This window comes from Alphaproteobacteria bacterium LSUCC0719 (assembly GCA_040839025.1).
Lineage (GTDB): Bacteria > Pseudomonadota > Alphaproteobacteria > Puniceispirillales > Puniceispirillaceae > UBA8309.
In genome coordinates this window covers 119,513-136,514 of sequence record JBFPJN010000006.1, presented here as the reverse complement: position 1 = coordinate 136,514, position 17,002 = coordinate 119,513, and the positions used below count along the sequence as shown (strand labels likewise).

Sequence of the window (17,002 nt, the reverse complement as noted above, 5' to 3'; positions counted from 1 at the left end):
TCTGCCGGGACTATAGCCCGGCAAGCTTGAGAAAGAAACCGATGCACATCTCCAGCACCAAAGTGGATTTTGAGCCGGCCGATATCGCGCACTGGACGGCGAAGGTCGAGCGGATTCTCAAAGGCGCGACGCCAGACAGCCTGGATCGCCGTGACGAGGACGGCCTTGTCATTCATGCCCTGTATCAGGTTCCGGATCAGGCGACAGCATCTCCATTTTACCTTCCGGCGGCCCCGCAGACCCGTCTTGCCGAAGGGTGGCAGGTCATCCAGACCGTCACGCCGGATATGGATAACGCCGAAATTCTTGAATCGCTGGCAAGCGGCGCGACCGGCCTTGCCCTGACAACAGGTGATGCCAGGGCATTGGAGGTCCAGCTGGACGGTGTGGTCCTGCCGGCGGTGGGGCTGAGCCTTGATGGCGCGGCGGCAACGCCCCTGCATTATCGGCGTCTGCTGGCACTTGCCGGTGACGGGGCGGCACGCACCCGGATCGACCTTGGCCTCGACCCGGTGGACGGGTTTGCCGCGGCGATGGAACTTGATGCCGATTCACCCGCACCGCATCGGCTGATTCTGAGTGATGGCTGGACAGCGCACAACAAAGGGGTGAGCGCGGCCCAGGAAATCGGACTGGTGACGGCCGGCTGTGCGGCGGTGCTTCGCGATGCTGATGCGGCTGGCCGGGACATGGCCCGGATGGCGGCGAGGATCGCGGCGCGTCTCGCCCTGCCGGCTGACATGTTTGCCGGCATTGTCGTCTGCCGTGCGATGCGGCGGCTTTGGGACGGGCTGCTTGCGGGCTGCGGCATTGACCCGATGCCGCTTCCCATCCGTGGTCAGGCATCATTGCGGATGATGTCTGTACTTGATGCGGAAGTGAATATGCTGCGGATGACAACGGCGCTTCTCGGCGGGGCAATTGGCGGGGCCGATGCGATGGCGGGGTTCGGGCATGATGTGCTGACCGGTGAAAGTGCGGGTGCGCGCCGTATCGCGCGGCTCGCACAGGTGATGATGATGGCGGAATCGCATCTTCAGGCCAGTCTCGATCCGGCAGCCGGCGCGCCGTTCATCGAATCGCGCACTGCCGGGCTTGCTGCCGCAGGGTGGCGTTGCTTCCAACAGATTGAACAGGCTGGCGGGCTGGCTGCGGCACGCAAATCCGGGCTGATAGATGAATGGGCTGACAATGCTGCAACAGCGCGTGAATCGAGTCTTCGCAAGGGAGACACCAGAATTCTTGGCGTGACGCTGCAACCGCGAAGCGAAATGGTCTCGGCGGTGCTGCCAGCATTTGCCGATGTCAGACGCCCGGCCGCCCTGGTCGAGGATATCCGGCGTGCCGCCAGCCAAAACACGCCTCGGCTGCTGATTCTGCGTGGCGCAGAGGCCGCCGGGGAGGACGCCATCCGCCGTCATCTTGCCATCGCCGGGCTTGATGCCGTGACCCTGCCACAAGGAGACGCCGGCATTGATGCGGCGCGCCCCGATTGGGTGATTGGCTGCGGTGTCGACGCGCCGCCTGCCGGTTTGCCGGCGGCCCGCTTCATCAAGGGTGAGGATCTGCTGCGGGCAGACGACAGGCTGGCTTTGCTGGCCATGCTTGCCGGTGCGCGGGGTGCTGAATGATGCGATATCCGGATTTCAGATCACTGCCATTGCCAGCACCGCGCGATCTGCCGCTGCCTGATCTGCCGGCGCCGGTGCCAACCGACGAAGGTATCGATATTCCGCCGCTGGCCACGCCCGATCCGGTTGCACAGGCCGCCGCCGTTGCGGGGCTTCCCGGTATTGCGCCCTTCATGCGGGGCCCCTATGCCACGATGTATGCCAGCCGCCCCTGGACGATCCGCCAATATGCCGGGTTTTCGACTGCCGAGGAATCGAACGCCTTCTACAAGAGCAATCTTGCCGCCGGGCAGATGGGGCTGTCTGTGGCATTCGACCTGCCGACCCATCGGGGCTATGATTCAGACAATCCGCTGGTTGCCGATGATGTCGGTATGGCGGGGGTCGCGATTGATTCCATTGCCGATATGGCGCTGTTGTTTCGCGATATTCCGCTGGACCGGATGTCCGTCTCGATGACAATGAACGGTGCGGTGATGCCGGTATTGGCGATGTTCATCGTCGCTGCCGAAGAACAGGGCGTCGCAGCAGAGGCGCTGGCGGGCACCATTCAGAACGATGTTCTGAAGGAATTCATGGTTCGCAATACCTACATCTATCCCCCGTCGCCCTCGATGCGGATCGTGTCGGATATTTTTGGCTATTGCGCAGAAGCCATGCCGAAATTCAACTTCATCTCGGTCTCCGGCTATCACATGCAGGAGGCTGGCGCGTCGAACGATCTGGAACTTGCCTACACGCTCGCCGACGGGCTGGAATATGTCCGGGCCGGGGTCGCCGCCGGACTTGATGTCGATGCGTTTGCGCCGCGGCTGTCCTTTTTCTTTGCCAATGGCATGCATTACTTCATGGAGATTGCCAAGCTTCGTGCCGCGCGGTTGCTATGGGCCGAGTTGATGCAGACGCATTTCGCCCCCAGGGATCCGAAATCGCTGATGCTTCGGACCCATTGCCAGACTTCGGGATGGTCGCTGGCGGCGCAGGATGTTTTCAACAATGTCGCCCGTACCTGTATCGAGGCCAGCGCTGCGGTGGCCGGACACACACAGTCGCTTCACACAAATTCGCTTGATGAGGCGCTTGGACTGCCAACCGACTATTCGGCGCGGATCGCCCGCAATACACAGCTTCATCTTCAGACCGAAGGCAATATGGCGCATGTCATCGACCCGTTTGGCGGCTCGTGGCATCTCGAAAGACTGACCCAGGGGCTGGTGGCCCGCGCCAGAGAACATATCGCCGAGGTGGAATCGCTTGGTGGCATGGCGGCTGCCATCGAGGCCGGAATCCCGAAGATGCGGATCGAGGAGGTCGCCACCGCGTCGCAGGCGGAAATCGATTCCGGTCGTCGGCGGATCATCGGCGTCAACAGCTTTCAGCCGACCCCAACAGCCGGTGATGGTGAAGAGGTGCAGGTGCGCCGTATCGACAACAGCCAGGTGCGCGCGCAGCAGCTCGACCGCCTGTCGGCGGTGCGAGCCGGCCGCGACCAGGCCCGGGTGACGGCGGCGCTTGATGCCCTGTCGGCGGCGGCGCAGGGATCTGACAATCTGATGCCACTTGCCATCGAGGCGGCCCGCAATCGTGCCACGGTCGGTGAGATTTCGGATGCGCTGAGCCGTGTCTGGGGACGCCACAAGGCCGAGATCAAGGGCGTACGGGGTGTCTGGAAAGCCCGTATGGCAGCCGATGCCGATCTGGAGATTCTTCGTGATCGGGTTGCGGCCTTTCGTGCCGCGGCTGGTCGCGCACCGCGCCTGCTGGTCGCCAAGCTTGGCCAGGATGGTCACGACCGTGGCCAGAAGGTGATTGCGTCGGCCTTTGCCGATCTTGGTTTTGAGGTCACCATCGGACCGCTGTTCGCCAGCCCGGACGATGTCTATGAAATGGCGATCGAACATGATGTGGATGCGGTTGGAATCTCCACCCTTGCCGCGGCCCATCTCAGCCAGGTGCCAAGCCTGCGCCGCCGGCTTGATGCGGGCAAGGGGCGCCATATCGAACTTGTTGTTGGCGGCGTCATTCCGCCAGGCGATGTGCCGGCGCTGACAAAGGCCGGTGCTGCGGCGGTGTTTCCGCCCGGCACGAAATCGACCGATGCGGCAAGCCGCCTTCTTGATCTTTTGGCGCGCCGTCGCAATATCGCGGCAAGTGCCTGACATCAGGCACCGACCGCCATCAGGAGTCACCACATGAACCGCGCCGAAGACGCTGCCAACGAGATCGTTGATGAATTCGAATTTCTGGATGACTGGGAAGACCGTTACCAGCTGCTGATCGATCTTGGGCGCCGTGTGCCACCGCTGCCGGCACAATACAAGACGGATGAATATCGGCTTCGTGGCTGTCAGTCGGTGGTGCATTTTGCGGCCGAGACTGCCAATGGCGAAATCACCTTTCATGCCGGATCCGACGCGGCCATTGTTCAGGGGCTGATTGCCCTGCTTCTGCGTGTCTATTCGGGGCGGACACCGGATGAAATCCGCGATACCGAGGCGGTGTTCCTGTCACAGATCGGTCTGGATTCGCATCTGTCACCGACCCGCAAGACCGGTCTTGCCAGCATGCTGACGGCCATCAAGGCGGCAGCTGACTGAGGCCCTGTCATGGTCGATTGCCGTCGTCGCCGGTCGCAGCCAGGTCAGGCAGGTGCGCGTTCCGCCCGCGGGGTGCGGCCATAGCATTCGCGATAGCATTTCGAGAAATGCGACGCTGATACAAACCCACAGGCAAGTGCCACCGACAATATCGACATGGACGTCTGCCGCAACAGGTGGCGGGCCCTGGCCAGCCGCAGATTCAGATAATAGCGGGTTGGCGTCGTATTGAGATATTTGCGGAACAGCCGTTCAAGCTGCCGTGTCGACAGATTGGTCATCCTGGCAATATCCGTCTGCGCCAGCGGCTCCTCCAGATTGTCTTCCATCGTTTTCACCACGGCCAGCAATTTCGGGTGACTGACGCCAAGCCGCGACCGCAGTTCCATCCGCTGTCTGTCGGTGGGTTCGCGGATTCGATCGTGGATGAACTGGTCCGACACTTCGGCAGCAAGCGTCGCGCCATGCGACTGCGCGATCAGGTTCAGCATCATGTCGAGTGATGCTGTGCCGCCAGAGCAGGTAACGCGGGTGCCATCAACTTCGAACAGGTCATTGGTGATGTCCAGCTCGGGAAACTCCTCGGCAAGGCCGTCGATGTTTTCCCAATGGATTGTGCAGCGGCGGTCGTCAAGCAGTCCGGCAGCCGCCATCACATAGGTGCCGGTGCAGATCGCCCCCATGATGGCACCGTTGCGGTCCAGTCGGCGCACCAGATTCAACACATTGCGATCGGTGTTTTCGCGCACATTCAGCCCGGCGCAGACAAAGACCATTCTGCAATCCTGAAGCACGGCGGCATCACCGTCCGTTGTCACCTCGACACCGTTGCTTGCCACGGCCGCGTTGCCGGTCGGACTGGCAATGACCCAGGCATACAGATCACGGTTGCTCTGCCTGTTGGCGGCCCGAAGCGGTTCGATCGCCGAGGCAAAGGCCAGCATTGAAAAGTCGTTGAGAAGAAGGAACCCGATTTTTTGCGGCGACGTGTTACTGTCATGCTGCAGCAGTGACTTGATGGTCTGCACGCTCATCGCAGATGACCCCCGCAAGCAGAGCCAGAGACGCATACAGCCTGTGACCCGATTTTTTCTCTAGATTTTTGTACGACGAAAAAAGTCGGAATTGAAACAAAAAATTTGGGCCTTGGGATGGATTTTGCTAGGACAACCAGCATGACCGATGCTTCATCTGACATCATTACCAGTGCCGGGAACGCCGAAGTAAAGCGGCTTCGATCGCTTCACGAGCGCAAATTCCGTCGCCAGACAGGCTGGTTTCTGGCTGAAGGCATGCGGATCTGTACCGAAGCTGTTGCGCTGGGGTGGCGCATGCACAGGCTTGCCTATCTGGCGGCACGTGCCCATGACGACCAGCTTGGTGCGTTGCTCCTGGCGTTGTCGCGCGACGGCGGGCGGGCGCTGCCGGTTACCGAAACGCTGCTGGCGCGGGTCAGCCGCAAGGACAATCCGCAGATGGTGCTTGGCGCCTTTGAACAACGCTGGCTTGCCGCCGATGAGATTGCGCCGGATGCCAACCGGTGCTGGATCGCGCTTGATCGGGTGCGTGATCCGGGCAATCTGGGCACCATCATGCGCACGGCTGACGCGACCGGGGCAAAGGGTGTGATCCTGATCGGTGATTGCACGGACCCCTATTCGGTCGAGGCGGTTCGTGCCTCGATGGGGGCAGTGTTCAATGTCGCGCTGGCACATATGTCGGAAACGGAATTCCTGACCCTTGCCACCGGCTGGCCGGGACGGGTTGTCGGTACGGCCCTGCCGGCAAGTGTTGATTACCGTGAGGCGGATTACAGCGGCCCGCTGATCCTGCTGATGGGAAATGAGCAGGCCGGCCTGACGGGGTCGCTGATGGCGTCCTGCAGCCAGCTTGTGAGAATGCCGATGCTGGGCCGGTCCGATTCCCTGAACCTTGCGGTTGCCAGTGGGTTGGCGCTTTATGAAGTGCTTCGAAAATCCTGAACGACGAGGCGTTACGCGAGCGATGTCCAGCGGGCGAAATTGGCCTGGCTGACAACACGCGGGTTGGTGCCGGCTTCAATGCTGACCAGTTCGCCCGATGAAACCTGTCCCGGAAAGTCTGTCATCAGATCGGCAAGCGCATAATGCGCCGCCTGTGACGAGGCGCGGATGGCATAGATGGTCAGCAGCAGAAACAAAGGCGTGTCGGAAAGCAATGTGCGGCAGCCCTGCAGAAGCGGCACAAGGTCGGTTTCGATATGCCAGCGCTCACCCTTCGGGCCGCGCCCATATTTGGGCGGATCAAGAAGAATGCCGTCATAGGTGCGCCCCCGCCGGATTTCACGCTCAACAAACCGTCCGGCATCCTCGGTGATAAACCGGACCGGCGCGCCCTCAAGTCCGGCTGCATCGCGATTTTCAAAGGCCTGCGCAATGGCCTTGCGGCTGGCGTCGACATGCGCCACCTCGGCTCCGGCGCGCGCCGCATGAAGGCTGGCAATGCCTGAATAGGCAAACAGGTTCAGGATCCGCGGTGCCCGCCCATGCGTGGCAATAAAGCTGTCAATCAGGCCGGCGCACCAGTTCCAGTGCGGGGCCTGTTCAGGGAAGAAGCCAAGATGTCGAAAGGGGGTTGGTCTGGCGAGGAACGCCAGCCCGTCATAACTGACCTGCCACTGCGCCGGCAGTGTCGGCGACAGCGTCCATCCCCCGGCCTCATCATCGTCATCATTTCGGCCCTGACTGGCCACAAACCGGCCATCGGCTTTCTGCCAGTGTGCTTCGGCGAGACGCGGTGCCCACATTGCCTGCGGCTCTGGCCGGACAAAGGTAAAGCTGCCAAATCGTTCCAGCTTTTGTCCGTTGCCGCTATCAAGAAGGGCATAGTCCTGCCAGTCATCAACGGCCAGAAGCTGGGGGTGCGGGGTTGTCGTGACGGCCATGTCGGGGATCACCTTGTCATTGATTGGCGGACCATGACGCCTGCGCCCGGCAAAATCAACCCCATCGGATCGCAGAGAGGAAAAAGCCGAAACGCGCGAAAAATTGGCCCCTGGAGCGCCGCAAGGCGAAATTCATAAAATATATTTTCAAAATTTCTGGATTATGGTGACTTTTATCTTATATCCGGTGTGGCCGGGTATCTGGCGTGATGGCCGGAATCCCGGAACCAATTTCAGGCACCGGATCCCAAACCCGGATAGAAGAAAGCCCGGATACAGGAAAGGACGTCCCCATGGCCACCATGGACGCAACCGACAGAAAAATTCTTGTTCATCTGCAGGATAATGCGGCGCAACCAGTCGCTGAAATTGCCCGCAAGGTCGGCCTGTCGGTCACACCCTGCTGGAGACGGATCCAGCGGCTCGAAGAAGTCGGCGTAATCCGCAAGCGTGTGGCGCTTCTCGACCCGACAAAGGTCGGTGTCGGCATGTCGGTCTTTGTGGCACTTCGCACCGACCAGCATAATGCCGACTGGCTGGAATCCTTTGCATCAATGATTTCGGAAATGCCGGAAGTGGTCGAATTCTATCGCATGAGTGGCGAGGTGGATTACCTGCTTCGCGTCGTTGTGGCCGACATGGCCGCCTATGATGCGTTTTACCGGACCCTGATCAGTCGCGTTCAGCTGACCGATGTAAGCTCATCCTTTGCCATGGAAGAGATTAAATTCACCACCGCATTGCCCATTGCCACCGATCCAAAACCCTAGCCGCGCGTGGCCAGGATATCGGCAACCGGCTGTTCGGCGCTGACGCCCCGGCAATGGATCTGGTGCCATACCGCATAGAACAGCAACCGCCAAGCCAGCAACCCGTTGCGCCCGTCAGCCGATTCGATGACCGCCCGCGCCCGGTCGGGCCCGATCAGCCCGGCCACACCGTCCTGTGCTGCCACCAGCGGTGCGAGCGCGCGCGATTCCTCTGCAATCCACCCGCCAACAGGCACCGTAAAGCCACGTTTTCTGGCAAAGGGCATGCAGGCTGGAAGTCTTCTTTCAAGCCATGATTTGACAAGATGCTTGCCGCCGCCCGGCCCGATCTTTGCCGCCAGCGGCAGGTGGAACCCGTAGGTGGACAGCCTCCGGTCGATAAAGGGTGTGCGCCCTTCCAGCCCATGGCGCATCAGACAGCGGTCAAGCTTGATCAGCAGGTCATTTGGCAGCCAGTCGTGAATATCGTGGCGTTGCAGCGCGGCAAGGGCAGCCGGCCGGTCGGCAAGCCGGGGCAGGAACCCTGGCATGGTGGCACCGGCAAGCTCATAGCGCCTGGCCAGCCGCCGCGCGACATCCCTGTCGAACAGCCCTGTCCGCAATGCCGGGCCGGCGCGGGTCGGAAATTTCGCACCAAACGGCCGCAACCCGGCCCGATAGCGGCCATAGCCGGCAAAGAATTCGTCACCGCCTTCACCGGACAGCACGACCTTGACGTCCCGGGCCGCCCGCCGCGCCAGATGCAGCGTTGGCAGAATGGCATAATCCGCCACCGCGTCATCACAGGCCAGCGCCGCCTTGCCGAGATCCGCTATAAAATCGGTCTTGCCATAGGGCACATCGACAAATTGCGCGCCCTCGGCGGTGGCAAGAGACGCCGCCAGTTCGGTGCCATCCTCAACACCGCCATCAAAGCGTACAGTATAGGTCAGGATCGGTTCGGCATGCCCATCGCGTGACCGCAAATCGGCAAGTGACGCAAGAATGGCAGAGGAATCAACGCCGCCGGAAAAGAACAGGCCTACCGGTACATCGGCCATCAGATGCGCCTCGACACTGTCATGCAGCTGTGCCTCGAACCCGTCCAGGGTTGCCACAATCGGATCCGGTTTGCCCGCTTCCAGCGGTGTATCGATAATTGTCCCGGCAATCTGTCCATTACGGATGATCAGCATTTCGCCTGGCGCGACGCGCCTGATTGCGGGGAAGCCGGCGATGTCATCCGGGGCGAACTGGCGGTCAATGATGCAGGCGGCGTGAAGCCGGTCCGGATCGGTATCGGCAAGCCCGATCGCACGAAGCGCGGCAATCTCCGAGGCGAAGAACAACCCGTTGGCGGTCTCGCAGACATAGAGCGGCTTGATCCCGAACGGGTCGCGGATCAAAACCCCCTCGGCCGTGCCGGGGTCGTAGAATGCGGCGGCATACATGCCGCGCAGCTGTCGCAATGCGGAGGTGCCTTGGCGTGCCCATAACGCCAGCAGGGTTTCGCAATCCGAGTTGGAGCGGAAGTCGTAACCGCTGCAATGCGCCTGTCGCAGGGCGGCGTGGTTGTAGATCTCGCCATTCGCGATCAGTACCTTGCCACCATCCTCGGCCGGCGCGATGAAGGGCTGCGCACCCTTGGCCAGATCGACAATCGAAAGCCGCGTATGAACAAATCCAACGTGACTGTCGGTGAACCGTCCGCTGCCGTCAGGGCCGCGATGCGCCAGCGCCGCCTCGATCCTGTCGAGGGTGTCTGCCGGCGCCGATCCTCCGGAACGAAGGAAATAGCCGCCAATCCCGCACATCAGCTTGCCACCCTTTCCAGAAACTCGATCCAGTCCCCGGTTACCTGCTGTGGTGACAGGGTGGTGTGCCAGAATTGTCGGCCGCCCTCGGCAAGTCGTGCCGCCAGCGCCGGATCATGTGTCAGCGTGACAAGCGCATCCGCCAGCGCGGCCTCGTCATCAACTGGCACCAGCAGACCATTGACGCCATCCTCGATCAATTCGCGGCCGCCATTTGTCTGTGTCGAGATCACCGGCTTTCCGCAGGCCAGCCCTTCGGCAATGACATTGCCAAACGGTTCGTGCCGTGACGGGCATACCAATATGTCGGCACCGCGGATCACCGATTGCGGGTCGTCCTGCCAGCCAAGGAACGCAACCCGTTCGGCAACGCCGCATTCTGCCGCCAGCGCCGCCAGCGCGCCATGTTCCGGCCCCTCGCCGGCAAGCCACAGCATGCCGTCCGGCATCGCCGCAAAGGCACGAATCAACGTATCGAAGGCCTTGTTTTCGTGCAGTCTGCCAAGCGCGGCGATCACCGGGCCATTGCCGCGTGGCCCGTGATGGACAGGTCCGTCACGCCCGTCGGGAACGAAATTGATCTGGTAATGGACGCGGTCTTTCGGCACGCCCTGCGCCATCAGATAGTCGGCGATATCGCGGGTATTTGCGACAAGCCAGTCACAGTCACGATAATATTTCAGGTTATAGAATCCGCCGAGCCTGGCGACATGCGGGCACGTGCCTGATGGTGTCATGATTGTTGCCCTGTTCATCCAGCTGAGAATGACATCGGGTCTGTTGCGGCGCAGGGCGGCGGCGATCCTGTGGCGGTGAAACCATCCAAGCAGTGGCGAGAACATGCAACCTGTCACATCAAGCCCCGCCGCCCGAAGCCGTGCCATGCGATCGCGATCATCCTTGATCATCAGGCTCTGCGTCATGCCGCTGCCATGAAAGGCGATGGCAAGCCGTTCAAAAAACAATTCTGCGCCGCCATGCCGTGCCCCGGCCATGGTCTGGAAAAGCCGCAAATCGGTGCGCCGGATTGTTGCAGATGGCCGGATTGTTGCAGATGAAGGTGTCACGCGGTGTCCGTCTAAAGCTGAATATAGGTGGCCTTGATCTCGCTGTAGGCTTCCAGCGAATAGGTGCTGTTCTCGCGGCCAAAGCCGGATTGCTTCACCCCGCCAAATGGCAGACCGGGTGGCAGGATGTTGTAGGTGTTGACCCAGACATTGCCGCTTTCCAGTCTGTCGGCAACGCGGTGGGCCCGCGCCAGGTCGCACGTGATCAACCCGGCACCAAGGCCAAAGCTGGTGGCGTTGGCGCGGGCAACCGCCTCGTCCTCATCCTGAAAGGTCAGAACCGACATCACCGGCCCGAAGATTTCTTCCCTGACATGCCGCATGTCATCCCGGCAGCCGCTGAGAATGGTCGGTTCCATAAAATACCCGTTTTCGAATCCCTGCGGGTAGATGCGGTTGCCACCGGTGGCCAGCACGGCGCCTTCCGCGGTGGCACCGCTGACATAGTCGAGAACCTTGTGAAGATGCGGTTCGGAAATCAGGGCACCCATTTGCACATCATCGGCCATTGGATCGCCAACCCGCATGGCGCGCGCGCGTTCGACCAGCGCGGCCTCGAAATCGGCGGCAATGCTGGCCTCGACAAAGACCCTTGTGGCGTTTGAGCAGACCTCGCCGGCGGTGTAGAAATTCGCATCAAGCGCTGTCTGCACGGCAAGATCAAAATCAGCGTCGGCAAAGACAATCAGGGGCGATTTGCCACCAAGTTCCAGTGTCACCTTCTTCAGGGTCTCGGCTGACTGGCCCATGATCAGCCTGCCGGTATCGACACCGCCCGTCAGGGATATCTTGGCAATCCCGGGATGGGCGCAGATGGCGCGTCCGACAGTATGATCACCATGCACGATCTGGAACAGCCCGTCCGGAAGCCCGGCTTCTGCCAGCAGGTCTGCCACCATATGTGCGCTCAGCGGTGTCATTTCGGATGGTTTCAGGATGAAGGCATTGCCGGCGGCGAGCGCCGGCGCCGCCTTCCAGCAGGCAATCTGCACGGGATAGTTCCAGGCACCAATACCGGCGCACACACCAAGCGGCACGCGCTCGCAATAGGCGATGGCGTCGGGATAGCGGCGCATGTCGCCGGTACCTGTCTGGGCCAGCGCGCCGAAAAACTCCATCGCATCGGCGCCACTTGGCACATCGGCTGACACCGCCTCGGCAAGACATTTGCCGACATCCATCACTTCAAGCTGTGCCAGTCTGTCATTGTTCTCGCGAAGAAGCTGTGCGGCCCGTCCCAGAATGCGGCCACGTTCATGGCCGCTGCGGGCGGCCCATTCGGTCTGTGCGGCGGCAGCGATGGTAACCGCGCTGTCCAGAATTGTTTCATCTGCCGGCTCGATCCTGGCGATCACTTCACCTGTGGCAGGATATATCTTGTCGATTGTGGGTGATGTGCCGGCGACGGGCTTGCCGCCGACAAGCGATCTGCAGATCTGCATCTTGCGCTCCTGTTCCTCGTGCCGCCATTTCACCGCGCCACCGGTCCGGGTGCAACCGCTAAAACGCCTGTCATGGACAGGTGGTCAGTTTTGCGTTGCGAAGCGGGGTGGCCTGCGGCAGGTTTTAGAGACAACAATCCGGCATGGAGCAAAGCATGGCGATGACATCTGCTGGCATGAATGACGCCGATATCCATGAGGCGCGATGCGATCTGGCGGCGATTTTCCGCTGGACAGCGCGCGAGAACATGCATGAGGGGATTTCGAACCATTTCTCGTACGCTGTCTCGGATGATGGGCAGATGTTCCTGATGAACCCCTATGGCATTCATTTTTCCAAAATCAAGGCAAGCGACATGCTGCTTGTCGATGCCGGCAGGCTTGATGATTCGGTGCGCCCGCATATTGATGCCACCGCCTGGGCCATTCATGGGGCGATGCATCGCAACAACCCGCAGGCACGCTGTATCGTGCATCTTCATTCGCATTACGCGACCGCGCTCAGCGCCGTGAAATCGCCGGTTCTGCCAGCAGTCGATCAGACGACAGCGCGGTTCCACAACCGGGTTGCCATTGACAGCGGGTTTGACGGTATGGGTCTCGGCGACGAGGCGGAACGTCTGTCGACGCTGCTTGGCAACAAGATGATGATGATGATGGGCAATCACGGTTTCATGACGGTTGGGCAGTCGCCAGCCGTGGCCTTTGACCTTGCCTTTCATTACGAGCGCGGGTGTCGCACCTATCTGACGGCGCTGGCATCCGGCCTCGAATTGGCGGTTCTCGGCGATGATGTTGCTGAAAAAACGGCGCAGCAGTGGGAGACCTATGAAGGTGGTCCGCAGAAACACATGCAGGCAATCCGGACAATCCTTGATGAAGAAGAGCCGGATTACCGGCATTGAGAGCGAGATAGAATGAACAAGATCAACCTGACACTTGATGAAATCCATGCGCTTGCGCATGAAGCGATGATGAAGAATGGCTGCGATGAGGCAAATGCCGACGCGCTGGCCGATATCGTCATGCGGGCCGAACGCGACGGGTCGCACTCGCACGGGTTGTTTCGGATTCCGGGGTATGTAAAGGCCCTTCGAAGCGGCAAGGTCGATGGCAAAGCGCGGCCCACGGTCACGCGCAGGACACCTGCGGTCATCCACTGCGAGGGGCATGGCTGTTTCGCGCCGCTGGCCCAGATGACAGCCTTGCCGGTTCTTGCCGAGGCGGCGGCGGAGATCGGTGTGGCCGCATTGTCGCTGACCGGGATTCACCATTTTGCGGCGCTATGGCCGGAAACCGAATATCTGGCTGATCGCGGGCTGGTCGGCATTGCCTGTACAGCCTATATGCCGATGATGGCGCCGGCTGGTGCGTCGGAAAAGCTGTTTGGCACCAACCCGATTTCCTTTGCCTGGCCACGTCCCGGCAAGACGCCGGTCTGCTACGACATGGCTACCGCCTCGATGGCGATGGGCGACCTGCAGATCGCCGCCCGTGATGGGCGCGAAGTGCCGCTTGGCACCGGTCTGGATGCCGATGGCAACGCGACAACGGATCCGGCGGCGATTGCCAAGGGTGTGTTGTTGCCCTTCGGCGGCTACAAGGGATCGGCCATTGCGCTGATGGTTGAATTGCTGGCAGCTGGTCTGACTGGCGAGAGATTCAGCTATGAAGCAAAGGAAGCCGACAATGGTGATGGGGGACCGCCGCGTGGCGGCGAAATGGTGATTGCACTGTCACCGGCGCTGATCGCCGGCGAAGGGTGGGAGTCGCATGTTGACGGTTTCATGGACCGGCTGACCGGCATTGACGGGGTGCGTGTTCCCGGCGCCAGACGACATCGGAACCGACTTGATGCCGGGCCGCGCGCGATCAATGCAACACTTGTCGAGACAATCCGCGAATTGATCTGATCCGCCATTCCCGGACCGGGTCTAGCGCCCTTTCCAGACAGGATCGCGCTTTTCGGCAAAGGCGCGGAACCCTTCCATCCCGTCCTCCGAGTTATACAGCCTGTCGACTGTCGGAAGCTGCATCTTGGTGACCCGGTTCATCGCGTCCTGGAATTTCATCGCCTCGGCCTCGCGCGCGACTTCCTTTATGGCCGCGAAAACAAGTGGTGGCCCCGACGCCAGAAGCCGGGCAAGTTCCCACGCCCGATCATAGAGAGCCGGTCCATCAGCCAGCTTTTCGGTGACAAGGCCCCAGCGGTGCGCTTCCTCGCAATCCATCCAGCGACCGGTCAACAGCAAATCCATGGCGACATGATAGGGAATGCGTTTCGGCAATTTGATCGTTGCCGCATCGGCGAGGGTGCCGGCGCGGATTTCAGGCAACGCAAAACTCGACGCTTCGGTGGCGAGGATCAGATCGCATGACAATGCCAGTTCAAACCCGCCGCCAACGCACATCCCCTCGACCGCCGCGATGACCGGCTTGTTGAGGTCGCGCAACTCCTGCAGTCCGGCAAAGCCGCCAACTCCATAATCGCCAACCACCGAATCACCCGCCGCGGCGGCCTTCAGATCCCATCCGGCGGAGAAAAATTTTTCGCCAGCCGTGCGAACGATGCAGACCCGTAATTCGGGATCATCACGAAATGACTGGAACACCTTGCCCATGCGTTGCGAGGTCACAAGATCGATGGCGTTTGCCTTTGGCCTGTCGAGAGTTACCTCAAAGACATGGCCCTCGGTGCGGGTAATGACATTCTTGTCTGTGGTTTCGCTCATGGTGAAGCCTCCCTATTCGGCGTCAGTCTTCCATATCACCGCATCGACCGCCAGCACGCCGTCACCCTGGCGCGCCAGCATCAGCGGGTTGATCTCGATCTCGTCGAAGTCCGGAGTGCCGGTCATGACCGCGCACAACTCCAGAACAGCCCCGATGGCGGCATCCAGATCGGCCATTTCGCGGCCACGATATCCTGTCAGCAGAGGTGCCAGACGAAGCCGCAACAGGGCAGCGCGGATTTCCTCGCCAGTGACCGGAAGCACAAGCGTCTGCACATCACGAAGAAGATCGGCGGCAACACCGCCCATGCCAAGCGTCAGCGTCATCCCATAGACCGGATCGCGCCGCAGCCCGACAAGCAGCTCGGCCACCGGCGGCGGGGCCATTTCCTCGACAAGAAAGCCGGTGGCCGCCGTCATCTCACGCATGGCTTCGGCCAGATCATCTTCATTCAGGCCAAGCTTCACCAGCCCGGCCTCGCTCTTATGGGCCTGGCCAAGCCCCTTCAGTGCGAAAGGTGGTGTCAGCCCGGCGATGGCGGTGCTGATGTCGGCTGGTCCACCGGCACGCCCACCGGCCGGAACGGCAATGCCGGCCGCGGCAAGAAATGCTTTCGCCGCCGCCTCGTCGATCAGCTGCCGGGTCGTCGGCGCGGGGCGTTTGACATGCGGACGCCAGCCACCGCCACCATCAGGGACAGGAGCAGGCGTTGCTGCCAGCTCGATCGCGCGCAGACCATGGGCAAAGCCGTTCAGCGGCACAATTCCCTGATCCATCATATATGTGGCCCAGCTGTCGGAAATACCCTCGGCAAGGCTGCCAAGACAGGCCACATTGGTGCCGGTCATCGCACCGGCCCGCCGGATTGCCTCCACCGCCGGATGCCATGCCTCGTCGCTGCATCTGTCGCCGCGCGGAAAGTCGATCACCAGAACCGACAGGTCGATCCAGTCGCCCATCATCGCCGCAAAGGCATCCGTCATCTTGTCTTCATCACCCCATATGAAGGTGTGATAATCAAGCGGGTTTGCCAACGCCACCAGCGGTCCCAGAATATCGGCAAGTCGGTCAAGGTTCTGCGGCGGAATGGCGGGCCATTCAAGGTCGTGACCGGCGGCAAGATCGGCCATCAGCCCGGCTTCGCCTCCGGAACAGCACATGGCCGTTACCCGCCGTCCGGGAAGTCTGCCAAAAAGGTGAACAAGCTTCAGCACCTCCAGCATATCTTCCGGCGCATCCGCCTCGATCACCCCGCATCGCGCAAGAAAGGCCGACGAGGCGGCGGCGTCGCCGGCCAGCGCCGCGGTGTGCGAGGTGGCAGCTGTCTGTGAAGCGGCTGTCTTGCCGGCCTTTATCGCAATAATGGATTTGCCCAGTGCGGCGGCTTCATCAGCCATCGCGGCGAAATCCACCGGGTCGATGATTCCCTCGATATAGAGACCTGCTGCCGTGACCCTGTCATCGGCCAGCAGGCTTCGTGCCATGTCGGTCAGGCTTGTCTGGGCCTGATTGCCGACACATGCGACATAGGCAATTGGCAGACCGCGCGCCTGCATGCTGATATTGATCGCGATATTTGATGACTGGCTGATAATGGCGACGCCGCGATCGACTGTCCGTCCCCCATGCTGGTCCGGCCACAGCATGGCACCATCAAGATAGTTCAGGACACCGTAGCAGTTTGGTCCCAGCAACGGCATCTCACCGGCTGCCGAGACGAGCGCCTGCTGCAACGCGTCGTCACCGGTCTCGGCAAATCCCGAGGCAAAGCAGACCGCCCCGCCGCATCCCATACCGGCCAGGCTTCGGGTGACCTCGATGACGGCATTGCGGTTGATCCCCAGAAAGGCGGCGTCCGGCGCGGCGGGAAGATCATCAAGCTGCCGCAAACAGGGAATGCCGGCAATCGTGTCGCGCGTCGGGTGGACTGGCCAGATATCACCGTCAAACCCGGATTTCAGACATTGCGTGATCACATTTTCTGCCCACCAGCCGCCAAGGACGGCAATGGACCGGGGTCTGAACAGGCGTGACAGGTCGCGCATG

At 61.2% G+C, this 17,002-nt stretch carries 14 protein-coding genes; 7 read left to right on the top strand and 7 right to left on the bottom strand.

Annotated elements, in window-relative coordinates:
• The first annotated feature begins 41 nt into the window (after positions 1 to 41).
• The 3 genes from AB3X55_11640 to AB3X55_11630 are packed head-to-tail and all read left to right on the top strand — an operon-like array spanning position 42 to position 4,228.
• Positions 42 to 1,631, top strand: coding sequence for a methylmalonyl-CoA mutase family protein (locus AB3X55_11640; GenBank protein MEX0504239.1), 1,590 nt, complete (start codon positions 42 to 44; stop codon positions 1,629 to 1,631).
• Positions 1,631 to 3,790: a methylmalonyl-CoA mutase gene (gene scpA, locus AB3X55_11635; GenBank protein MEX0504238.1), complete on the top strand. Its 2,160-nt coding sequence runs from the start codon at positions 1,631 to 1,633 to the stop codon at positions 3,788 to 3,790. The genes AB3X55_11640 and scpA overlap by 1 nt, the downstream gene beginning before the upstream one ends.
• A 33-nt stretch (positions 3,791 to 3,823) precedes the next feature.
• Positions 3,824 to 4,228, top strand: coding sequence for a SufE family protein (locus AB3X55_11630; protein ID MEX0504237.1), 405 nt, complete (start codon positions 3,824 to 3,826; stop codon positions 4,226 to 4,228).
• 44 nt (positions 4,229 to 4,272) lie between these two features.
• On the opposite strand, the gene AB3X55_11625 is transcribed toward AB3X55_11630, so the two are convergent.
• A complete protein-coding gene (locus AB3X55_11625; GenBank protein ID MEX0504236.1) occupies positions 4,273 to 5,262 on the bottom strand; it encodes a GlxA family transcriptional regulator in 990 nt (329 codons plus the stop codon).
• Positions 5,263 to 5,403: 141 nt separating this feature from the next.
• Here AB3X55_11625 and AB3X55_11620 point away from each other — a divergent pair, with 141 nt between their 5' ends.
• Positions 5,404 to 6,210 carry a TrmH family RNA methyltransferase gene (locus tag AB3X55_11620; GenBank protein MEX0504235.1) on the top strand — a complete coding sequence of 269 codons (807 nt, stop codon included), beginning with the start codon at positions 5,404 to 5,406 and terminating at the stop codon, positions 6,208 to 6,210.
• 11 nt (positions 6,211 to 6,221) lie between these two features.
• Here the strand turns inward: AB3X55_11620 and AB3X55_11615 are convergent, their stop codons facing one another.
• A complete protein-coding gene (locus tag AB3X55_11615) occupies positions 6,222 to 7,151 on the bottom strand; it encodes a class I SAM-dependent methyltransferase (protein MEX0504234.1) in 930 nt (309 codons plus the stop codon).
• Between the two features lie 302 nt (positions 7,152 to 7,453).
• On the opposite strand from AB3X55_11615, the gene AB3X55_11610 reads away from it, so the two are divergent.
• Complete coding sequence (locus tag AB3X55_11610; GenBank protein MEX0504233.1) at positions 7,454 to 7,921, top strand: Lrp/AsnC family transcriptional regulator; 468 nt, start codon at positions 7,454 to 7,456, stop codon at positions 7,919 to 7,921.
• Here AB3X55_11610 and asnB read toward each other — a convergent pair.
• From asnB to betB, 3 genes are read right to left on the bottom strand one after another with little or no spacing between them, the layout of a single operon-like run.
• The gene (gene asnB / locus AB3X55_11605) at positions 7,918 to 9,714 is read right to left on the bottom strand and encodes an asparagine synthase (glutamine-hydrolyzing) (GenBank protein ID MEX0504232.1); all 1,797 of its coding nucleotides are present in this window, start codon (positions 9,712 to 9,714) and stop codon (positions 7,918 to 7,920) included. The genes AB3X55_11610 and asnB overlap by 4 nt on opposite strands.
• Positions 9,714 to 10,781 carry a glycosyltransferase gene (locus AB3X55_11600; GenBank protein MEX0504231.1) on the bottom strand — a complete coding sequence of 356 codons (1,068 nt, stop codon included), beginning with the start codon at positions 10,779 to 10,781 and terminating at the stop codon, positions 9,714 to 9,716. The genes asnB and AB3X55_11600 overlap by 1 nt, the downstream gene beginning before the upstream one ends.
• An 11-nt stretch (positions 10,782 to 10,792) precedes the next feature.
• Positions 10,793 to 12,223: a betaine-aldehyde dehydrogenase gene (gene betB, locus AB3X55_11595; GenBank protein MEX0504230.1), complete on the bottom strand. Its 1,431-nt coding sequence runs from the start codon at positions 12,221 to 12,223 to the stop codon at positions 10,793 to 10,795.
• A 161-nt stretch (positions 12,224 to 12,384) separates the two neighbouring features.
• Between betB and AB3X55_11590 the strand changes: the two genes are divergently transcribed.
• Together AB3X55_11590 and AB3X55_11585 are read left to right on the top strand one after the other, a co-directional pair.
• Entirely contained in the window at positions 12,385 to 13,128 is a 744-nt protein-coding gene (locus AB3X55_11590) for a class II aldolase/adducin family protein (GenBank protein ID MEX0504229.1), read from the top strand.
• Positions 13,129 to 13,140: 12 nt separating this feature from the next.
• Positions 13,141 to 14,136, top strand: coding sequence for an Ldh family oxidoreductase (locus AB3X55_11585; protein ID MEX0504228.1), 996 nt, complete (start codon positions 13,141 to 13,143; stop codon positions 14,134 to 14,136).
• A 21-nt stretch (positions 14,137 to 14,157) separates the two neighbouring features.
• Here the strand turns inward: AB3X55_11585 and AB3X55_11580 are convergent, their stop codons facing one another.
• Positions 14,158 to 14,955: a carnitinyl-CoA dehydratase gene (locus AB3X55_11580; GenBank protein MEX0504227.1), complete on the bottom strand. Its 798-nt coding sequence runs from the start codon at positions 14,953 to 14,955 to the stop codon at positions 14,158 to 14,160.
• A 12-nt stretch (positions 14,956 to 14,967) separates the two neighbouring features.
• Positions 14,968 to 17,001: an acetate--CoA ligase family protein gene (locus tag AB3X55_11575; GenBank protein ID MEX0504226.1), complete on the bottom strand. Its 2,034-nt coding sequence runs from the start codon at positions 16,999 to 17,001 to the stop codon at positions 14,968 to 14,970.
• Between the last annotated feature and the right edge of the window lies 1 nt (position 17,002).

Excerpts from the sequence above, each read along its gene's own strand:
- AB3X55_11575 (MEX0504226.1), bottom strand. The coding sequence starts at position 17,001 with ATGCGCGACCTGTCACGCCTGTTCAGACCCCGGTCCATTGCCGTCCTT.
- asnB (MEX0504232.1), bottom strand. The coding sequence starts at position 9,714 with ATGTGCGGGATTGGCGGCTATTTCCTTCGTTCCGGAGGATCGGCGCCG.
- AB3X55_11615 (MEX0504234.1), bottom strand. The coding sequence starts at position 7,151 with ATGGCCGTCACGACAACCCCGCACCCCCAGCTTCTGGCCGTTGATGAC.
- AB3X55_11580 (MEX0504227.1), bottom strand. The coding sequence starts at position 14,955 with ATGAGCGAAACCACAGACAAGAATGTCATTACCCGCACCGAGGGCCAT.
- AB3X55_11590 (MEX0504229.1), top strand. The coding sequence starts at position 12,385 with ATGACATCTGCTGGCATGAATGACGCCGATATCCATGAGGCGCGATGC.
- AB3X55_11640 (MEX0504239.1), top strand. The coding sequence starts at position 42 with ATGCACATCTCCAGCACCAAAGTGGATTTTGAGCCGGCCGATATCGCG.
- AB3X55_11585 (MEX0504228.1), top strand. The coding sequence starts at position 13,141 with ATGAACAAGATCAACCTGACACTTGATGAAATCCATGCGCTTGCGCAT.
- betB (MEX0504230.1), bottom strand. The coding sequence starts at position 12,223 with ATGCAGATCTGCAGATCGCTTGTCGGCGGCAAGCCCGTCGCCGGCACA.
- AB3X55_11610 (MEX0504233.1), top strand. The coding sequence starts at position 7,454 with ATGGACGCAACCGACAGAAAAATTCTTGTTCATCTGCAGGATAATGCG.
- AB3X55_11620 (MEX0504235.1), top strand. The coding sequence starts at position 5,404 with ATGACCGATGCTTCATCTGACATCATTACCAGTGCCGGGAACGCCGAA.
- AB3X55_11630 (MEX0504237.1), top strand. The coding sequence starts at position 3,824 with ATGAACCGCGCCGAAGACGCTGCCAACGAGATCGTTGATGAATTCGAA.
- scpA (MEX0504238.1), top strand. The coding sequence starts at position 1,631 with ATGCGATATCCGGATTTCAGATCACTGCCATTGCCAGCACCGCGCGAT.
- AB3X55_11625 (MEX0504236.1), bottom strand. The coding sequence starts at position 5,262 with ATGAGCGTGCAGACCATCAAGTCACTGCTGCAGCATGACAGTAACACG.